The organism is Nocardia vaccinii NBRC 15922, from assembly GCF_001613305.1.
Taxonomy (GTDB): domain Bacteria; phylum Actinomycetota; class Actinomycetes; order Mycobacteriales; family Mycobacteriaceae; genus Nocardia; species Nocardia vaccinii.
In genome coordinates this window covers 1-15,793 of record NZ_BDCC01000100.1, presented here as the reverse complement: position 1 = coordinate 15,793, position 15,793 = coordinate 1, and the positions used below count along the sequence as shown (strand labels likewise).

Below are 15,793 nucleotides of genomic sequence, written 5' to 3'. Positions count from 1 at the left end.
GTGGCACTGCTCCCGTTCTGGAGTTTTCGGGGTCTGTACGGCGAGGGGCGGCGCTGGATCGACCGAGTCACGAAACACCCTGCCCGACAGGGGATAGCCGACCGCGTCAAAGCCCTCGTTTTCGGCGGCTTCATGGCGACGTGTCAAGGCGATTTGCAGGCAGCGGCCGGTCTCGCCGAAAAGGCGCGCGTGCTCGCCGAACAGACGCCCACACCAATGACCCAGGCACTGATCTCCTACGCCGACGGCGTCCTGGCCCTCTATCGCGGGGAGCTTGCGCTCGCATCTTCCTCCCTCGCACACGCCGTCGAGGTGCTCAGCTCGAACAAACGGGAACACCTCTACGTTATCGCTTCAATCCTGCTCGGGGGGACGCACCAACTGGCCGGTGATCAGAAGCGAGCGATCGACCGTCACCAGCAAGTACTTTCCATCACCGAAGCATGCGGCGAATCGTTTCTCCGGTCGGTGGCGTTGTGGGGCATGGGTGTTGCCGTCTGGCGGCTGGGCGAGCAGTCCCGGGCGATGAAGCTGTTCGAGGATTCACTGCGAGTCAACCGGCGCGTGCGCAGCCCCGTTCTCGCCGCGGCGAGCCTCGATGCGCTGGCCTGGACGGTCGCCGCCGACGGCGACGCCGAGCGCGCGGCCACACTGATGGGAGCCGCCCAGGAACTCGACCAGTCCGTGGGCAACATTGCGAGCCTCGTCCCAATGATGCCGCCGCACCACGATGAATCTGTGCGGGTCATACGCACCGCCCTCGGCACACGCAAGTTCGACGCGGCCTACCGGCGCGGCCGGGCGATGGGGATGGACGAAGCCGTAGCCTTCGCACTCGGCGAGCAGCCCACCGACACTACGCCCACGTCAGGTCCGGGCCTAGTTCTGACCAAGCGTGAGCGCCAGATCGCAGACCTCGTCGCCGAAGGACTCACCAACAAGCAGATCGCCGCCAAACTGGTGATCTCTCAACGCACGGCCGACGGCCATGTTGAGCACATCCTCAGCAAGCTCGGATTCACATCCCGTGCGCAGATCGCAGCCTGGATCGCAGAAGACACCGAACGACAGAATCCTTGACCTGTCGCTCCACCCACCGATCATCCACTCGACAGACATAGCGGTTCAGCAATTGGACGGTTCCAGGCATGTTTACCGTGCGCGGTGTCCGCTCGCGATTCCCGGTAGCAGATCGTTATTCGCCGCCTCATCTCCAGCAGCAAGGAGGGCGGTGCTGGCGAGTGCCACGGTGGCCAGGGCCTCGGCGTTGTCGGCTTGAGTGGCGCTGATCTGGGGTAACTGGTTGTGCGGCACACGGTTCTGTGATGCGGAGCGGGCACGGGTGACACGTCACGGTCGCCGATACGATGGATCCACCACGCGGTGAACCGATTCCGGCCTGGTATGCCGGTGGATTGCTGGAGGTGATCGGCCGGGTCGCCGATCCCCGCAAGCGTCGAGGTCGCCGATACGGGCTGGCGCCGATCCTGCTGCTGGCGCTGGCGGCCATGCTGGGCGGGGCGCGGTCGTTCGCCGCGATCGGGGAATGGGCCGGCGACTCCCCGGCGGCCACACTGGCGCGCCTGGGTGTCACCGGCCGAGCGTCGAGCGAGAAGACCATCCGCCGGACTTTGCAGCGCCTTGACGCCGACGCCCTCGACACCTCGATCGGGGCATGGATGTGGTTGCGTGCCAAGATGATCGGCGGAGTGAAGGTGATCTCGTTCGACGGCAAGACGCTGCGGGGTGCCCGAGACGCGGCCGGTCATCCGACCCATCTGCTGGCCGGGATCTGCCAGCACAGCGGCGCGAAGATAGCCCAGATCGGCGTGGACGGCAAGACCAGCGAGGTCCCCATGCTGCGCAAACTGTTGCGTGTACTCGACATCGCCGGGTGCGTGATCACCGCCGACGCCGCGCACACCTGCCGCGAGACCGCGCAGCAGATCATCGACGCCGGCGCTCACTACGTCCTCTGCGTCAAGGGTAATCAGCCATTGTTGCGGGCACGCTGTAAAGCGTTGCCCTGGAAGCGGATTCCCGAACTCGACCGGGTGAAAGGCAAACCCGCCCACGGACGAATCGAGACCCGCACCCTGCAGGCTACCGAGATCGAGACCGGTATCGGGTTCCCCGGCGCAGTCCAGGTCCTGCGCATCACCCGCATCCGCACGGTCGTCTCCCGACACCGCCGCACCCGCAAACAGACCCGCGAAACCGTGTACGTCGTGACCAGCCTGTCGGCACTCGATGCCGGCCACCACCAGATAGCCGAATGGCTGCAAAAGCACTGGCGAATTGAAAATTCTGTCCATTTCGTGCGTGATACCACCTTCGACGAGGACCGCCATCAGGCCCGCACCGGCACCGCCGGGCAGGTCATGGCCACCCTCCGCAACACGGTCCTGAGCTTGTTCCGCTTCGCCGGCCACACCAACATCGCCGCCGCTCTGCGACATCACGCCCGTGACTTCAACCGGCCCGTCGAACTACTACTCACCTGCTGAAACGCGACTTCGCCGAGGCCCTGCAGCCCGACAAGATCGGCACCATCGTCAAAGCCGCACTCGTCCTCACCCATTTCGAATACCGCCGGGCCAAATGAAAGTCGGTGAGATAACCTCACTGAGGATGAAAAGGACTCACTGTAATAATCCAGGAAATATAACCTCCGGACTGTATATTATCGGACGATGCTGGTTGGACCCCGATGCTCGATCCTAGTTTGATAGAAAGTAACAGAGCAACTGGGTGAGTATTTGTCCCATTCATCGGTCGGCCGACGACGCTATTGCCGCAGTCCGCAGCAGCGGGAAGGTGGAGTAATCGGTGGGGTCCAATTCGGTGACAGCACGCATCCGTCGCAGCCGGTAGTCCAGGGTTCGCGGATGGATGCCGAGATATTGAGCGGTTGCATTTCGGCGCGCGCTGTGCGCGATCCAGGCATACAGAGTTTCGGCCAGTTTGGGTTGGCTCGGCACGTCCTGCAAGAGTTCTCGTGCCTTGCGTAGGAGCGCAGGATCTGCAGTGAGGACGATTCTTTCGAAGAGAATTGACCTCGATTCGTAGACCCTGGGTAAATATCCGAGACGCTGAATGCAGCAGAGGCTTTCCTCGCATTCGGCAGCGGCCACTGGAATACTGGATGCGGACACCGGGGGTGATATTGCCGCCCAGCATGGTGCACTCAGTCGCTTCGCCGCCATTTCTCGGGTAATTTCCGCCGATCGTATGTCCAACGAATGCGGGTAGATCAGCACGAGGTCGTTGTCGGCCAACGACCAATAGACGTCCGATTCGTTCAAGTCATCGGCGACGCGGTGCCAGGTGTTGCGGATGTATTCCGTTCGGTCGTCATCCCTTCGTGTCGCGATTCGCGCGATTGAATACGAGGCCTCGGGATCCGACTCTGTCAGTGTGGGGTCGGTCGTATCGCCGCGCATCAAAGCGTTTCCGGCCAACAGTCGCACGGGGTGATCGCTTCCCGGTCCGAGCAGGCGGGCTCGAAATTCCTGGATCATGACCTGGTTGAACACCGTAGCGGCGGGGCGGTTGTACGACGCGAACTCGATCAGATCGGGCAGCATGTTTTCCGCGCCATGTTCGAAGACGTAGCGGATCGCGGTCTTGATGGCGATGGTCGTCGACAGCGCCACGTCCTGCTCGACGAAGCCCGAGTCCGCGTAGATACGTGCCATTTCACGTGCCGGATCGGTATTCACCCGATCGAAATCCCTGTCCAACTGGAACCCTTCGACAACGTTCGAGCCGAGTTGATACATCAGCTGCTTGAAATGCTGGCGTTGCCGTGCGGATAACTTGCTATGTGCCGCTATGGCGTGATCGTTGGCGGCCATCGTCGCGTCACCGATATTCGAGAGGTGTGATGTCAGGAACTCGACGAGACGATCCATTTCTTTGCCGGTCGTAATCCGATCCGTCATTCGGAAACCCCTATCGTTCAGCTGTTTCCTCGATGGGGCAGCCGATCGCGATGCACCTGTTGATCCAGGGCTGAAATCTATATCGGCCGACAATACACCCAGATCGCCATCTCAACCAATTCAGTCGGGGGCCTGCTGTTCAAGGTGCTGTCGAGTTGATACCAAGCGGTTGCATTGGTGATCTCGCCGACTTTCAAGCGGTTCGGCGGTATTGGAAGCGGGTGAGGACGAGCGCGGTCTTGACGATGGTGCCGATTTTCTCGGGACTGCCGGTGAAGTGGCGCACGGCGCGCCAGCGGCCCACCGGGATGGCGAAGCCGCGTTCGCCGAGACATCGCAGCTCGCGCAGCGGCGCGTTGTAGGTCCGGTTGCCCGGTCGGAAGATCCAGCTGCGATGCGGGGCCTGGGCGGCGAGCACGGTGACGCCTTCGCCGTGGTAGCGGTAGGAAGTGGCGCGGCTGACACCGAATCCTGCCCTGAGCACCGCGATATCTTCCTGCTTGCGGAACCACACCACCAGGAACAACGCCCGCATCCAGCAGGTCAGCGTATCAGCTGCCGCGGCGGGTACCCAGGGCTGGGCGCTGCGCGTCCGGCAACCGGGACACGTACTCCACCAGTTCCCGGGCGGGCGTCGAGCATAAGCGATCACGTGGAGTCCCTGTGGTGGAGCCGGGCTTGTGGCGAGTACCGCTCCACCGGCACTCCACATCCAGCACCCAATCAGTGTGTCCCTTAAGGGCTTCCATCACACTGCCCGAAACCTGTCGCCCACCATGGTGAGATCACCTCATTTTCTATACCGGCGGATCTCCTGATCGGGCGCCGATTGTCACTTTGGGTATTTCGTCGCGTCATGCCTTCCTCTTGTGAGCATTGCGCAGGGTTGAACGCCGAGGATAGCCTCGATCTCGAGCAATTCAGTTTCCGTGTATTCGAAACAGCTTGTGGCGATTCTCCGGCTATTTTTCAGAGGTCAGTGTGCGTGTGCGTGAAGGCTTAGCCGATGCCCTCCATGGTGCGGGTGTCGATGTGATATTCGGACTGATGGGTAACGCTAATCAGAATTTGATGTGCGACCTGGGTTTTCGACACGGCATGCGAGTCGTGTGTGGTCGACATGAGAGCGCCGTGGTGAGTATGGCCGACGGATTTGCTCGCTCCAGTGGCCGGTTCGGGGTTGCGACGGTGACAGCAGGGCCTGGACTGACCAACACCGGGACGGCGCTGGCCGTTGCGCGCGGGCACTGGTCACCGGTGCTGGTGTTGGCGGGGGAGGTCGGGACGAGAGATACGCGCAATCCACAACAGTTGGACCAGTTAGGGTTCGGTCGTCTCGTCGCCAGCGGCTCCGGGCGGATATCCGAAGCGGCGCAGTGGCGCGCTGAATGGGAGCGTGCTGCCACGGTGCTGCGTTCCGGCCGACCGTATGTACTGAGCATACCGGTGGATGTGCAGGAGTCGCCCATTCCCGCGGATACAAGTCCGCCAATGCTCGCGGAGCCGGATATGTTGCCGTCCGAAGCTGTTGCCGCGGCGGCGGCGTTGGCCGACGCCGGGCAGATCGGCGTGGTCGCCGGCTCCGGCGCCAGCGCGGCCGTGGACGAATTACGTTTCTTCGCAGAGCGGTTCGGCGCTGTTCTGACCACCACCTTGCCTGCGGCCGGACTGTTCGCCGGGCATCGGCTCGATGCCGGCGTATGCGGAGCCATGGGTGACGGTCGCGCGTTGCGCGCGTTGGGGGAATGCGATGTCGTGCTTGCCGTCGGAACGAGTTTGCACCCTATGGCGATACCCGGGTTCGCCGGATCCACGCGAGTGGTGCGAATCGACAGTGATCGATCTGTCGTCGCAGAGGCTCGCGATACGGGGATCGCGCTTCATACGACGGCCGCCACCGGCGTCGCCGTTGTGCTCGCCCTCCTCGGCGACACTGCGGCACGAACGCCGTGTGCTGCCGTCGTCGACATAATCGCGGACCGGCGTCCCATCGACGATCGGCCGTGGCACAACACCGCGAGCACACTCGATCCGCGGTGTGCGCTGGAGGTCGTGCTCGGGCAGCTTCCCGTCGAACGTGCGGTGGTGATCGGTGGGGGACACGCCGCGGTCACCGCCGCCCAACTCATACCGCCCACTGGAGCGCGGGAATGGAGCTGCGTCTCAACTGATTTCGGTGCGATAGGGCAAGCCCTTCCGGTAGCGATCGGAGCCTGCGTGGCCCGCCCCGAGTTGCGTGTGTTCCATATCACCGGAGATGGCGAACTGATGATGAGCCTGGCCGAACTCGATTCGGCAGTGCGTCAGCAACTGTCGCTGACCGTCGTGATCCTCAACGACGGCGGTTTCGCGCAGGAACGGCACAATCTCCGCCGCGCCCAGCTGCCGCCGGACTACGCCGATTACAAAACGCCCGACTTCTGTGCTCTCGCCACGGCTTTCGGAGCCCGGTCCGTCCGGGTCGCCGGCCTGAACGATTTGCCCAAGCTCCGTTCCGCGCTCGGCCACTCGTCGGGAGTAGTGGTCATCGACGTCGCGGTGACCCCGGAGTACCTGAATCCCACATCGCAGTCGATAGCACGGGCACTGGATCGCGGTGCTGGGGTAGGTGCACGGTGATGACGGGAAGTCCGACCTTACCGCTGTATCTGCACACCAACGAGTCGCCGTACGGTCCACCCGACGGCGTGCGGGAGGCAGTGGCCGAGGAAATCATGGCGAATTGCCACCGGTATCCCGATAGCGAGTGCCGGGATCTTCGTGCAGCTATCGCCGACCACCACGACGTGCCGGATCATATGGTCGCGGTGGGTAATGGGCTCGACGAGTTGATACTGCTCGCGGTACACGCCTACGCGGGCTACGGCGGCAACGTCGTGCTGACCGACCGCACTTTCCCGGGCTACGCTTCGTCTTCGGAATCGGTCGGCGGCAAGATCCGCAAAGTCCCGCTGGAAGACTATCGCGTTGCCGCGCCAGCCATGGTCGAGGCCATCAGCGTGGGCACTGACCTGGCCTTCGTGTGCAACCCGCACAATCCGACCGGAACCCTCCTCGCGCCGGGCCAGATCCGCGAGCTCATCGATGTGGCCGAGGCAACCGGCGCCGTTCTCGTCGTCGACGAGGCCTACATGGACTTCGCCTACATGGATTCTGTCGAGGCCCGGTCCACAATCGATGAGGTGCGGGCAGGCCGGCAGGTGATCGTCTTGCGGACCTTCTCCAAGGCGTGGTCCATGGCGGCACTGCGAGTCGGATACGCGGTCGGGCCGACGCGACTCATCGACAAATTATGGCAAGCGCGGCGACCGTTGCCGTTCAGCGTAAACCCGATGGCGCAGCGAGCAGTTCCGATCGCGGTGCGACACGAGCAGTTCGTCGAGAGCGTCCGGCGGCAGACCGCCCAAGTGAGAGAATTGATGTTCACCCGACTGCACGAGGCGCGAGTGCGTTATCTGCCGTCGGTGACCAACTTTGTGATGGTTTCCACCGGTAGCCGCGACAGCGCAGCGGTCGCGGCTCGATTAGCCGACGACCACCAGATCTACGTTCGTGATCTCGCCGGGTTCGAGCTACCCGGATGGATCCGCGTCACGATCGGGACCCGGGACCAAATCGAGTACACCTGCGCGGCTCTAGGGGCCGTGCTGACCTGAATCTGCGGCGGGCTCCTACAGAGCAGAGGCGGGGCGCACCGTGCTGCCCGCTCGCCGCGCATACTGCGCACCTGAACTACGGAATCGGTGAATTATGTTCGAGCACGATCAATCTGGCCATCTATCGAGTCGAACGGCCGCGGCATCAGTCGCCGGGGTATCGGCATCGTCACCTGACCGAGGCGAGACCGCAACGGAGAGCGGCCCTTTACCGGAGACGGCGGAAGTGCTGCTGATAGCCGGTCCCACCGGATCGGGTAAAACCGAAGTAGCCATGGAACTGGCCGACGAGATGCAGGCACCGGTAGTGGTCGCCGACCGCATCCAGTGCTATGTGGATCTGCCCTCGACCAGCGCCCGATTCACCGGCGCGGCGAACAGATTTCACCTGAGTGACCGTGTTGTCCCCGACGGTGACTACCCGGCGCTCGAAGCGGCCCTCTCGTTGTTGAACCGCGTGGAAATACTGACCGGACACCACCAGCGCGTTGTCATCGAGGGCGGCTCGATCTCCGTGCTCAGCCAATTCGCGCGTCGCAGAGACGAGTTCGAGTTCCGGTTCACCGCCCGTGTTCTCGAACTGCGCGACGAATCGACATACCTCGATCGCCTCCGCGAGCGGGCCCTGCGAATGCTCGGCAACGGAATGCTGGAGGAATTTGCAGCCGCCTGGCAGCACACTCGGCAACGGCGATTCGTCGCCTCCATCAACGGATTCGAGGCCCTCGTCCAGTGGTGCGAGCAGACCCAGACAGACCCCCGGGACCTGGCGGGTATCACCGCTGGCGAACCCACGGGGCTCGAACTCGCTGAACGCATAGCCCAAGCCCACGCCGAGCACGGCCGCGAACAGTACGCGGCATTCACCGACCTGTTCGGTTGAGGATTCCCATCGTGTTTCTTACCCGGAGTGATTCGCATATGTGTGAAGCTGCAGCCGACGCCGGCATCGAAGGGGGAGGTCCCTTCTCGTTCCGTCCTCGACCGATGGCGGAGAAAACCATCTGCTGGACCGGTAAGAACTACATCGAAATCGTGGAGTGGGCTGGAGATCTCGTTCATATCGAACAGACGCCGTCGCCAGGCGGCCGATCGGTGCCGATACTGCTCTCGTATCGAGGCAGCGGCGTGGAGACCATCCCGATCGGCCATTGGATCCTGCGCGATCGTGGGGGTGCGCTCCACAGCTGTAACCCGCACACCTTCGATGTTATTTACATGCGAAGTGACTCAGATGATGACCATCGCGATGGAACGGCGAGCAACCGGTGAGCCGGTCCGCGCGCCGATATTCGGTATGCGTGTTCTGCTCGGCGAGCACGGTTGATCCCGCGCACCTGGCTTTGGCCACTCAGGTGGGTGCCGAAATCGCTGATCGTCGTTGGCAATTGGTCTCCGGCGGCGGGCGCGTCGCCATGATGGGCGCGGTCGCCACCGCTGCGCGAGCCGGTGGTGCGCACACCATTGGCGTCATCCCGAGACACTTGGCGCACCGTGAGGTCGCCGACATCCACGCCGATGAACTACTCGTCACCGAAACCATGCGAGAACGCAAACAGATCATGGCAGATCGTGCCGACGCCTTCCTGACCCTCCCCGGCGGTATCGGCACCCTCGAAGAGTTCCTCGAGATCTGGACCAGCGCTGATCTCGGCATGCACGACAAACCCGTGGTAGTGCTCGATCCCTATGGCCACTACCGCGGACTGTTCGAATGGATCAGCGAACTGCAGATCCAGGGTTTCGTCGGAAATGCCGCGCTGGAACGGATGACGGTGGCCAGCTGCGTGTCCGATGCGTTCGCGGCGTTACGGACCAGATTGTGATGCTGCGTCGCCGCCCCGAGCTATCGAACGAGAGTGCTTGTCATAACCGAATACAGCGGTGACCGCCAGTTGGTCACCGTGATGCTGAAGATGATGCCGCTGCTGGAAATCTTCGTCGGAGCGTAGCACGGCCACCCTGCCCGCACCCGAGGATCATCCAGGGGAGGTCCTTGGCGACAGTGTAGATCTCCGAGTAAAACGGGCTTGCCGGCCGTGTTCTCTTCGCCTGAGGCAATATATCCCGTATAGGTCATATCGATCGTGTGCTGGGTCTTGTATCCCATCGGTCTGCGAAGAATCGCTTGTTTGCCGTAAATCCATCGCGGGTGATGATCTCTTGACTTTCGTTCCGGTCGATTTGGAAGGTTCCCTCCGCATGTCAGGCCGCAATCATATCGGCCCCATGAGCACGATCACTCTTCGAGCCGACTACTATTTCAGGAATGTGATATGTCATCAATTCTGTCATATATCGAACCTAATGAGGTTGCGGTCGGGTGCGAAGTGTTTGTTCCGCATTCCGGCACAACGCTGGATTGAATCTCGAGCGCCCGCGACGTCCTCGGAAATCGCTCGACCAGGCGAGGATGCGTATAATTGGGACGCGTGGCCGGGGGTATCCCCAGGCGGTGTTGTCAAGCTTTTCTGGGACGGTGATCGCGTAGCTCGGTATCTGGGCCGTCTCGAATGACGAATGTGATGAAAGGGTCCGCGGCGGTGCGCTCGGGACGTTACTCGGGTGGGGACGAGTTGTCGGCAGCAGATGACGCAGGGACCCGTCGGTCTGTTTCTGTGTCGATACGGCTGCCTGTTTGCAGATGCCATGCGTGAGTCGGAAAGGTGGGTCTCATGAGAATCGGACCGCTTGTTCTGTAATTGTGCCGTGTCACTATGGCGGGATCATGAATTTGTCACTCGGAAACAGGCTCGACAATTGGCGCAGATGTTATCACTTCTTCCGTTAGAATCGCCATTGGCAATCGCCTTGTCTGGAGCCCCACCGATGTGGCCGATGGCTGATCTGGAAGTCTTCGAGTTGCTTGTTGCTCATGTTGCTTATCATGCAGTGAGTTCGGAAAGGAGGGGGCTGATGCAAGGCCGAAGACTTAGCAGTGACATGCGCGATGAAGTCGCAACATTCTTGACTTCGCATAGCGGCACAGTTGTCGAATATTCTTTGAAAGCTGCGGACGACGAGGTCGAGAAGCATGCGAAATTGCCGCTCGAATCGCGCGAGAGCTGCCGGGAATGTCTGCAAACCATATATCTTGGAAGTATCTCCCTCTTCGAAGGTGGAAGAAAGTTCGAAGAGTGCGACCTGGAACCGCTGCGTGAGGTCGGGACGATATACGCGGAGGCGGGATTTTCCGGTGACGACGTGGTCGCCGTGCCGAGCGCCGGTATCAGGTCGAGAGATCGCGCTGGTCGAAGACTACGCCGAATTGCGAATGGGCTGGAGCGAATGGACGTGCTGTGGTCCGTGGTCGGGGATAGCCTGGCGCTACTCGTTCCGAACTCTTTCGATAAGGCGACGGCCGATATGTTGCACAACCGGGTGTGCGCGGATATCGAAGTCCCAATCGTGTCCGCTTCTACGTCGGCGGTGTCGGTCGTGGACATTCCCGAAGTAATAGAAGATTGCGTGGAGAGCATTTCGACCGTGCGCCACCTGAAGTACCCACCAGGCTGTTACGATACTAGGCGGATATTGTTTGAGAGAATTGTTCTCAGTGCCGATCCGGAGATGCTCGGAAAAGCGAAGTGGCTTATGCGGGAAATTGCGTCCGAAACGAAGCTGGCGGAGACTCTGGCGGCGTGGATCACATACGACGGACATCGGACCAGGGTGGCCAGAATGCTGGATATTCACCTGCGAACACTGGACTACCGACTCCGCAGAATTCGCTCGCTTGCGGGCTTCGACCCTGCCGATCCGTCGGCTATGCCAGTGCTTCGTTGTGCATCGATTGCTTGGCTGGCGGACTTGAGGTGAGGCGGTTGTGTGCCGCCGTACTGCCGCCCGGGTGCATCCGGCATGGGACGGCGAGGTCGGTCCACGTTCACCCACTCTGATAATTTATGCGCATGCTTTTACCCGCGTGAGCATTTGATTCGAGTCCGGTCTGAACTAGTATCGGATCGAGCGGCGACCGGTCAGCCGGGATGGCACTACCTTTTTCTGTGAGAAAGGCAGGTACTGGAAAGTGCGGAAAATGTATCAGTCGTTCGCAGGTGCGATACCCGGTTTTCGGGTATCCGATCGTGTCGACGGTATCGCAGGCAGTGGAGCGGGCATACCCAGACAGAAAGATTGAAATGAACGCACATCCGATTCGTCCCACGCCGAAGCTCGACCAAATACTCGTGACACCTCGAACGTACGAAGAATATCGATCAATATTTGGACTGAGCGAATCCGATCTCTCGTCGGGCCCGATCCTGGATTGCCCTGGTGGTGCCAGTGATTTTGGTCTCACCGTCAGGTCATCGGGCGGCCGGTGCGTCAGCGTGGATTGCCGCTATGATCTTTCGCCGGCCGATTTCGCGAAGCTGTTCGATGCGGAGTGGGTAAGAATGCGCGCATGGGCTTCCGCGCAACCGGACCGCTTTCGGTTTCTGCGGAACGATGGTTCCGACCACTGGGAGCGCTGGCGTATCGGAGCCGAGAAGTTCTTGGCCGATTATGAGAAGTCCGAGTCGGAGGGGCAGGGCAACTATGTTGCTGCGGCTCTGCCGCAGTTGCCCTTCGAAGATGGGTCGTTTTCGCTGGTTCTCTCAGGTTTTCTGTTGTTCACCTATGTCGACCGATTCGACTTCGAATTCCACATCGCAGCTGTGACCGAGCTTCTTCGGGTTTGTCGCGGGGAAGTCCGGTTGCATCCGCTGAACGAGATCACGGGCCGGAGCTACCCGCATCTGAACAGGTTGATCGAACACTTCCGGCAATCCGGCTTCGGTATTCGGGTACAGCCGGCGCACTCGGAAATAGATGAGGGCGATGATCAGACGCTTGTCTTGATCGCCGGTCGGGATGATGGATGAATATCAGGCTGACCCGTGGGGTGCGCCGACCGCGTGCCCGGTGCCATAGGGCGGCCGCCGAGCGGAACTGGTCGGCGACGCTTCACTGGTGCATATCGACCGTGTATGAGTAGACCAGGGCCGCAAGCGAATTCGTTATGGTGCTTGGAGCGGTTCGGCTCAACGGTTGTGATCAACAGCGAGTCGATATCGTTGAACGACCGCACATCGGCATCGCGCAGCCGATCCGGCCACTGACACATCGCTTGCGGCCGGTCGCAGACCGCGGCGACCGTCTTGCCGACCAGATCCCACCTGACGCTGTCGAAGAACGAGCGGATGTCGAGCTCGATCACTCAGTCGTGCCTTCAGCAGCGCTCCCGGCAGATCCCGACCGCATCGAGCGCGGGGAGGTTCAGTCGACAGCCGAAGAATTCCCGATGAAAGACCTATTCGGCGCTCTCCTCCAGCACCCCGACCACCACGGTCTGCCCGACCCGATCAGCCACAGTCGGCACCTACCTCGAGCATCCGGGAGTGCTTATCCCGGCCTTTCGGACTCTCGACCACACGGCACCGGCGGAGGGAAATAGCTGCCCGAAGACAGTCGATTCCAGACCTTATTACCTGTAACCGCGAAGAACATCGAACAGATGATGATCTTTCGAGCCGCCGCGGCGGCTCAGCTCATACTGTCACCGGCTCGATCGTTCTCCAGCACGCTCATGCCCATCCAGGGTGCGCCATTACCGAACGATGGACACTTCAGAGTCGGCCAATCGTCTTGGACGAACGGCACTGCGAGCTTTCGAATTTGCCTGTGCACATCACCGTAGCCGCTCCATGTCCGAGCAATCCCGCACAAGATTCCGGCGGCGGGCCGCGCGAAGACGACGGGCTGACATCGCCGGCAGTAGCCGCACGGCTGCGGCCGGGCGAGCGGCGTTGCCGCTGCCGGGCGCAGATGTCGAGCATCACGGTTCTGGATTTCGATATCGAGGCGGGCCGTGTACGGGCAGGTGCACCTGCACGAGTCGGGAAAGTGGGATTACATAACAAGCGGAGCTTTTGTAATCATGATTTACCACTGTAGCGGGATCATGCATATGTTACTCGCCAGCATATTTCTGCAATGTAGTGCAGCTATCAGAAGTATTCCACTAGGATGACGGTTGTCGATCATTTGTACGCATGTTTTTTACCTGTATGGGTATTCGACTCCGGCCTGAATCCCCTGCGACTTCCATGGCGAATCACCGAACGGTTGGTTACGACTGCAATCCGTAATCTTTCTCGGTAGCTGACATCGCACAGAGTCGACCATCTCGGAGGGACGTTCTACAAATGAGTAATTCAAGCTGTCGAAGTGCCGCTGAGGGATCCCCGTCGTGGTTAGCTATCGCTGTCTCCTGTATGAGGCGACAAATCCGGACCTCCGAAGACCTTATCCTGCAATTTTGTGACGAGAACCATATGCGAAGGACTCTGTGGTGACTGTGGTCAAATCTATTCGTCGGCTTGCTCCAAGTGAGGCATTGTTCATCGATTTGGGAGTTTTCGTCGGATATTCGGTGCGAGTTCGTGGTGCGCTGGACATGCCGATGTTATCTGCTGCGTTCGAGGCGTTGCGACGCTCGTACCCTGTGCTGGCTGCACACGTGGAGACCGTCGATGGAGGCCATCTGATCGTCGAACCGTCTGGGCCGTTGCCCGGTGTCAGCGTGCACACTGGTGATCCCGACCAGCCGCTGAGCGGTGTAACACTCGGTTCGCGCCGCGTCCTTTCCGGGCTGCATGTCGTAAGGGACGGCGAGTGCGCAAGTGTGACTTTCCTGACCCACCATAGTATCGCCGACGGCCACCATTCGGTGGCGATGCTCTGCGATCTGTGGTCTTTCTATACCGACATCGTCGAGGGAAAAATTCCCGACACGATGGTTCATGATTATCCCGAATCGATGGAGAAACTGTTCGCCGACCGAGGTATCGGCACACCCGATGTCGATAATGCGGAACCAGAAAAGTCGGCGGGAATCGAGCTGTCGGCGGCAGGCTATATCGAGCCGGATCGTACGATGACGCAACTGCGCTGTCACGTCAGTAAACGGGTCACTACCGCGCTCATCGAGGCGGCACGCCATCATGGAGTAACCGTTAACGGCCTGGTGTCCGCCGCTATTGTGCGGACCGAAGCAGATATCAGAAACGTTCGGCCAGCCGATATCGCCTACAGCTTCCTGGTGGACCTTCGGACCCACATCACACCTCCGGTGGAGTTCACTGCGGGAACAAATGTGTTCGGCTTCTCTGTCTACCGGGCTACGGCCGAGTCGATCGAACTCGTCGATCTGGCACGCGCTATCAATGAACAACTGCGCACCGATCTCGGCGACGGCAGCATCCAACGAGATGCTCTGATAACCGCGAGGAATTCGGTGCCGCCGGATCCCGACGAGGTACGTTGCAGTAACGGGGGTGTCGTTCCACCGTTACGATCGCCCGCCGGACTCGAATTCGAGGACTGCCGACCCGCGCCGGCCGGATTCCCCTTCCCTCTCTACATCGTCCACGGATTCGACGGGCGAGTGAGCATCGAATTCGCTTTGCCGAACGGAGCCTCCGGTGACGACATCGACTCAGCCCGGCAACGGATCGCAACGCTCGAATCCCACCTTCGTTCTCTGGCGTGACCCGACCTACTCCGACTTCGGTCGGCTGACCGACCCGTTCGAAGCCACAGACCTCGCGCTGTGCCCACTCGCGCAGCGCAGCACGACTCCCGGGCACGCACCGATCTCCTCAACGCCCACCGGGCGCCCGTGACCAGGGCATCCGGCAAGGTCATCTCGATTACCTCCGGGAGGTGGTCGGTCACTGCGGGGATGCGTTCGTTGATCTGCTCGCCGAGCCGGTGCCGGTAGGCGCTGCGGGCGGCGCCTGGATGTCCTCGAGCCCGATGGTGTCTCCGGTGTGGTCGGGGCTGATGGCCTTGCACAGGAACCGGCTCTTGTGGAAGCCGCGAATCTCTCCTCACGAAGTTGTATCGGATCGAACACGAATCTGCAGTGCGGTTGTAATGAATGGGAGAGGTTGACAATAGTGTCGAGCAAACGGCTGTCCGGGCTGAATCGGATTGCAGTGCCGATGGATACGATGTCGTACTGTTCGGCCTGGAGCGACCGGCGGACCGTCTCGACAGCATCGTGCGGGTCGACACAGCAAGTGTCGTCCCGACATTGGCACCTGCGGAGCCGAATTGCGTTTGTCGGCGCGGAAACGGTGACCGATCCGCTGCAGGGCTGCCAGCGCCTCGGTCTGGCGTTCACTGCGGTATAGGGCTACCTAG

Annotated in this window: 13 protein-coding genes; 10 read left to right on the top strand and 3 right to left on the bottom strand. The window is 61.0% G+C overall.

Going from position 1 to position 15,793, the window contains the following annotated elements; genetic code table 11:
- Together NV1_RS41080 and NV1_RS41075 are read left to right on the top strand one after the other, a co-directional pair.
- The coding region (locus NV1_RS41080; protein ID WP_218027368.1) for a LuxR C-terminal-related transcriptional regulator at positions 1-1,080 on the top strand (1,080 nt) is incomplete at its 5' end.
- A 287-nt stretch (positions 1,081-1,367) separates the two neighbouring features.
- A complete protein-coding gene (locus NV1_RS41075) occupies positions 1,368-2,507 on the top strand; it encodes an ISAs1 family transposase (RefSeq protein WP_245714195.1) in 1,140 nt (379 codons plus the stop codon).
- 261 nt (positions 2,508-2,768) lie between these two features.
- On the opposite strand, the gene NV1_RS41070 is transcribed toward NV1_RS41075, so the two are convergent.
- Both NV1_RS41070 and NV1_RS41065 read right to left on the bottom strand, forming a co-directional pair.
- Positions 2,769-3,944 carry a PucR family transcriptional regulator gene (locus NV1_RS41070; protein WP_084526722.1) on the bottom strand — a complete coding sequence of 392 codons (1,176 nt, stop codon included), beginning with the start codon at positions 3,942-3,944 and terminating at the stop codon, positions 2,769-2,771.
- 193 nt (positions 3,945-4,137) lie between these two features.
- Entirely contained in the window at positions 4,138-4,470 is a 333-nt protein-coding gene (locus NV1_RS41065) for a hypothetical protein (protein ID WP_157117766.1), read from the bottom strand.
- Between the two features lie 455 nt (positions 4,471-4,925).
- On the opposite strand from NV1_RS41065, the gene NV1_RS41060 reads away from it, so the two are divergent.
- The 7 genes from NV1_RS41060 (at position 4,926) to NV1_RS41030 (ending at position 12,468) form a co-directional block, all read left to right on the top strand.
- The gene (locus tag NV1_RS41060) at positions 4,926-6,563 is read left to right on the top strand and encodes a thiamine pyrophosphate-binding protein (RefSeq protein WP_307631438.1); all 1,638 of its coding nucleotides are present in this window, start codon (positions 4,926-4,928) and stop codon (positions 6,561-6,563) included.
- The gene (locus NV1_RS41055; RefSeq protein WP_067904952.1) at positions 6,563-7,600 is read left to right on the top strand and encodes a pyridoxal phosphate-dependent aminotransferase; all 1,038 of its coding nucleotides are present in this window, start codon (positions 6,563-6,565) and stop codon (positions 7,598-7,600) included. The genes NV1_RS41060 and NV1_RS41055 overlap by 1 nt, the downstream gene beginning before the upstream one ends.
- 226 nt (positions 7,601-7,826) lie before the next feature.
- Positions 7,827-8,483, top strand: coding sequence for an isopentenyl transferase family protein (locus NV1_RS41050; RefSeq protein ID WP_067904949.1), 657 nt, complete (start codon positions 7,827-7,829; stop codon positions 8,481-8,483).
- 11 nt (positions 8,484-8,494) lie between these two features.
- Positions 8,495-8,872 (top strand): hypothetical protein, encoded by a 378-nt coding sequence (locus tag NV1_RS41045; protein ID WP_157117764.1) that lies wholly within the window; start codon positions 8,495-8,497, stop codon positions 8,870-8,872.
- A complete protein-coding gene (locus tag NV1_RS41040) occupies positions 8,869-9,426 on the top strand; it encodes an LOG family protein (protein ID WP_067904943.1) in 558 nt (185 codons plus the stop codon). Before NV1_RS41045 ends, NV1_RS41040 begins: the two co-directional genes overlap by 4 nt.
- Positions 9,427-10,438: 1,012 nt before the next feature.
- Entirely contained in the window at positions 10,439-11,419 is a 981-nt protein-coding gene (locus NV1_RS43035; protein ID WP_169813556.1) for a helix-turn-helix domain-containing protein, read from the top strand.
- Between the two features lie 323 nt (positions 11,420-11,742).
- Complete coding sequence (locus NV1_RS41030; protein WP_157117762.1) at positions 11,743-12,468, top strand: class I SAM-dependent methyltransferase; 726 nt, start codon at positions 11,743-11,745, stop codon at positions 12,466-12,468.
- Here the strand turns inward: NV1_RS41030 and NV1_RS44365 are convergent.
- Entirely contained in the window at positions 12,429-12,803 is a 375-nt protein-coding gene (locus NV1_RS44365) for a hypothetical protein (RefSeq protein WP_157117761.1), read from the bottom strand. The genes NV1_RS41030 and NV1_RS44365 overlap by 40 nt on opposite strands.
- A 1,134-nt stretch (positions 12,804-13,937) precedes the next feature.
- Here NV1_RS44365 and NV1_RS41020 point away from each other — a divergent pair.
- Positions 13,938-15,137 (top strand): phthiocerol/phthiodiolone dimycocerosyl transferase family protein, encoded by a 1,200-nt coding sequence (locus NV1_RS41020; RefSeq protein WP_157117760.1) that lies wholly within the window; start codon positions 13,938-13,940, stop codon positions 15,135-15,137.
- The last annotated feature ends 656 nt before the right edge of the window (positions 15,138-15,793 follow it).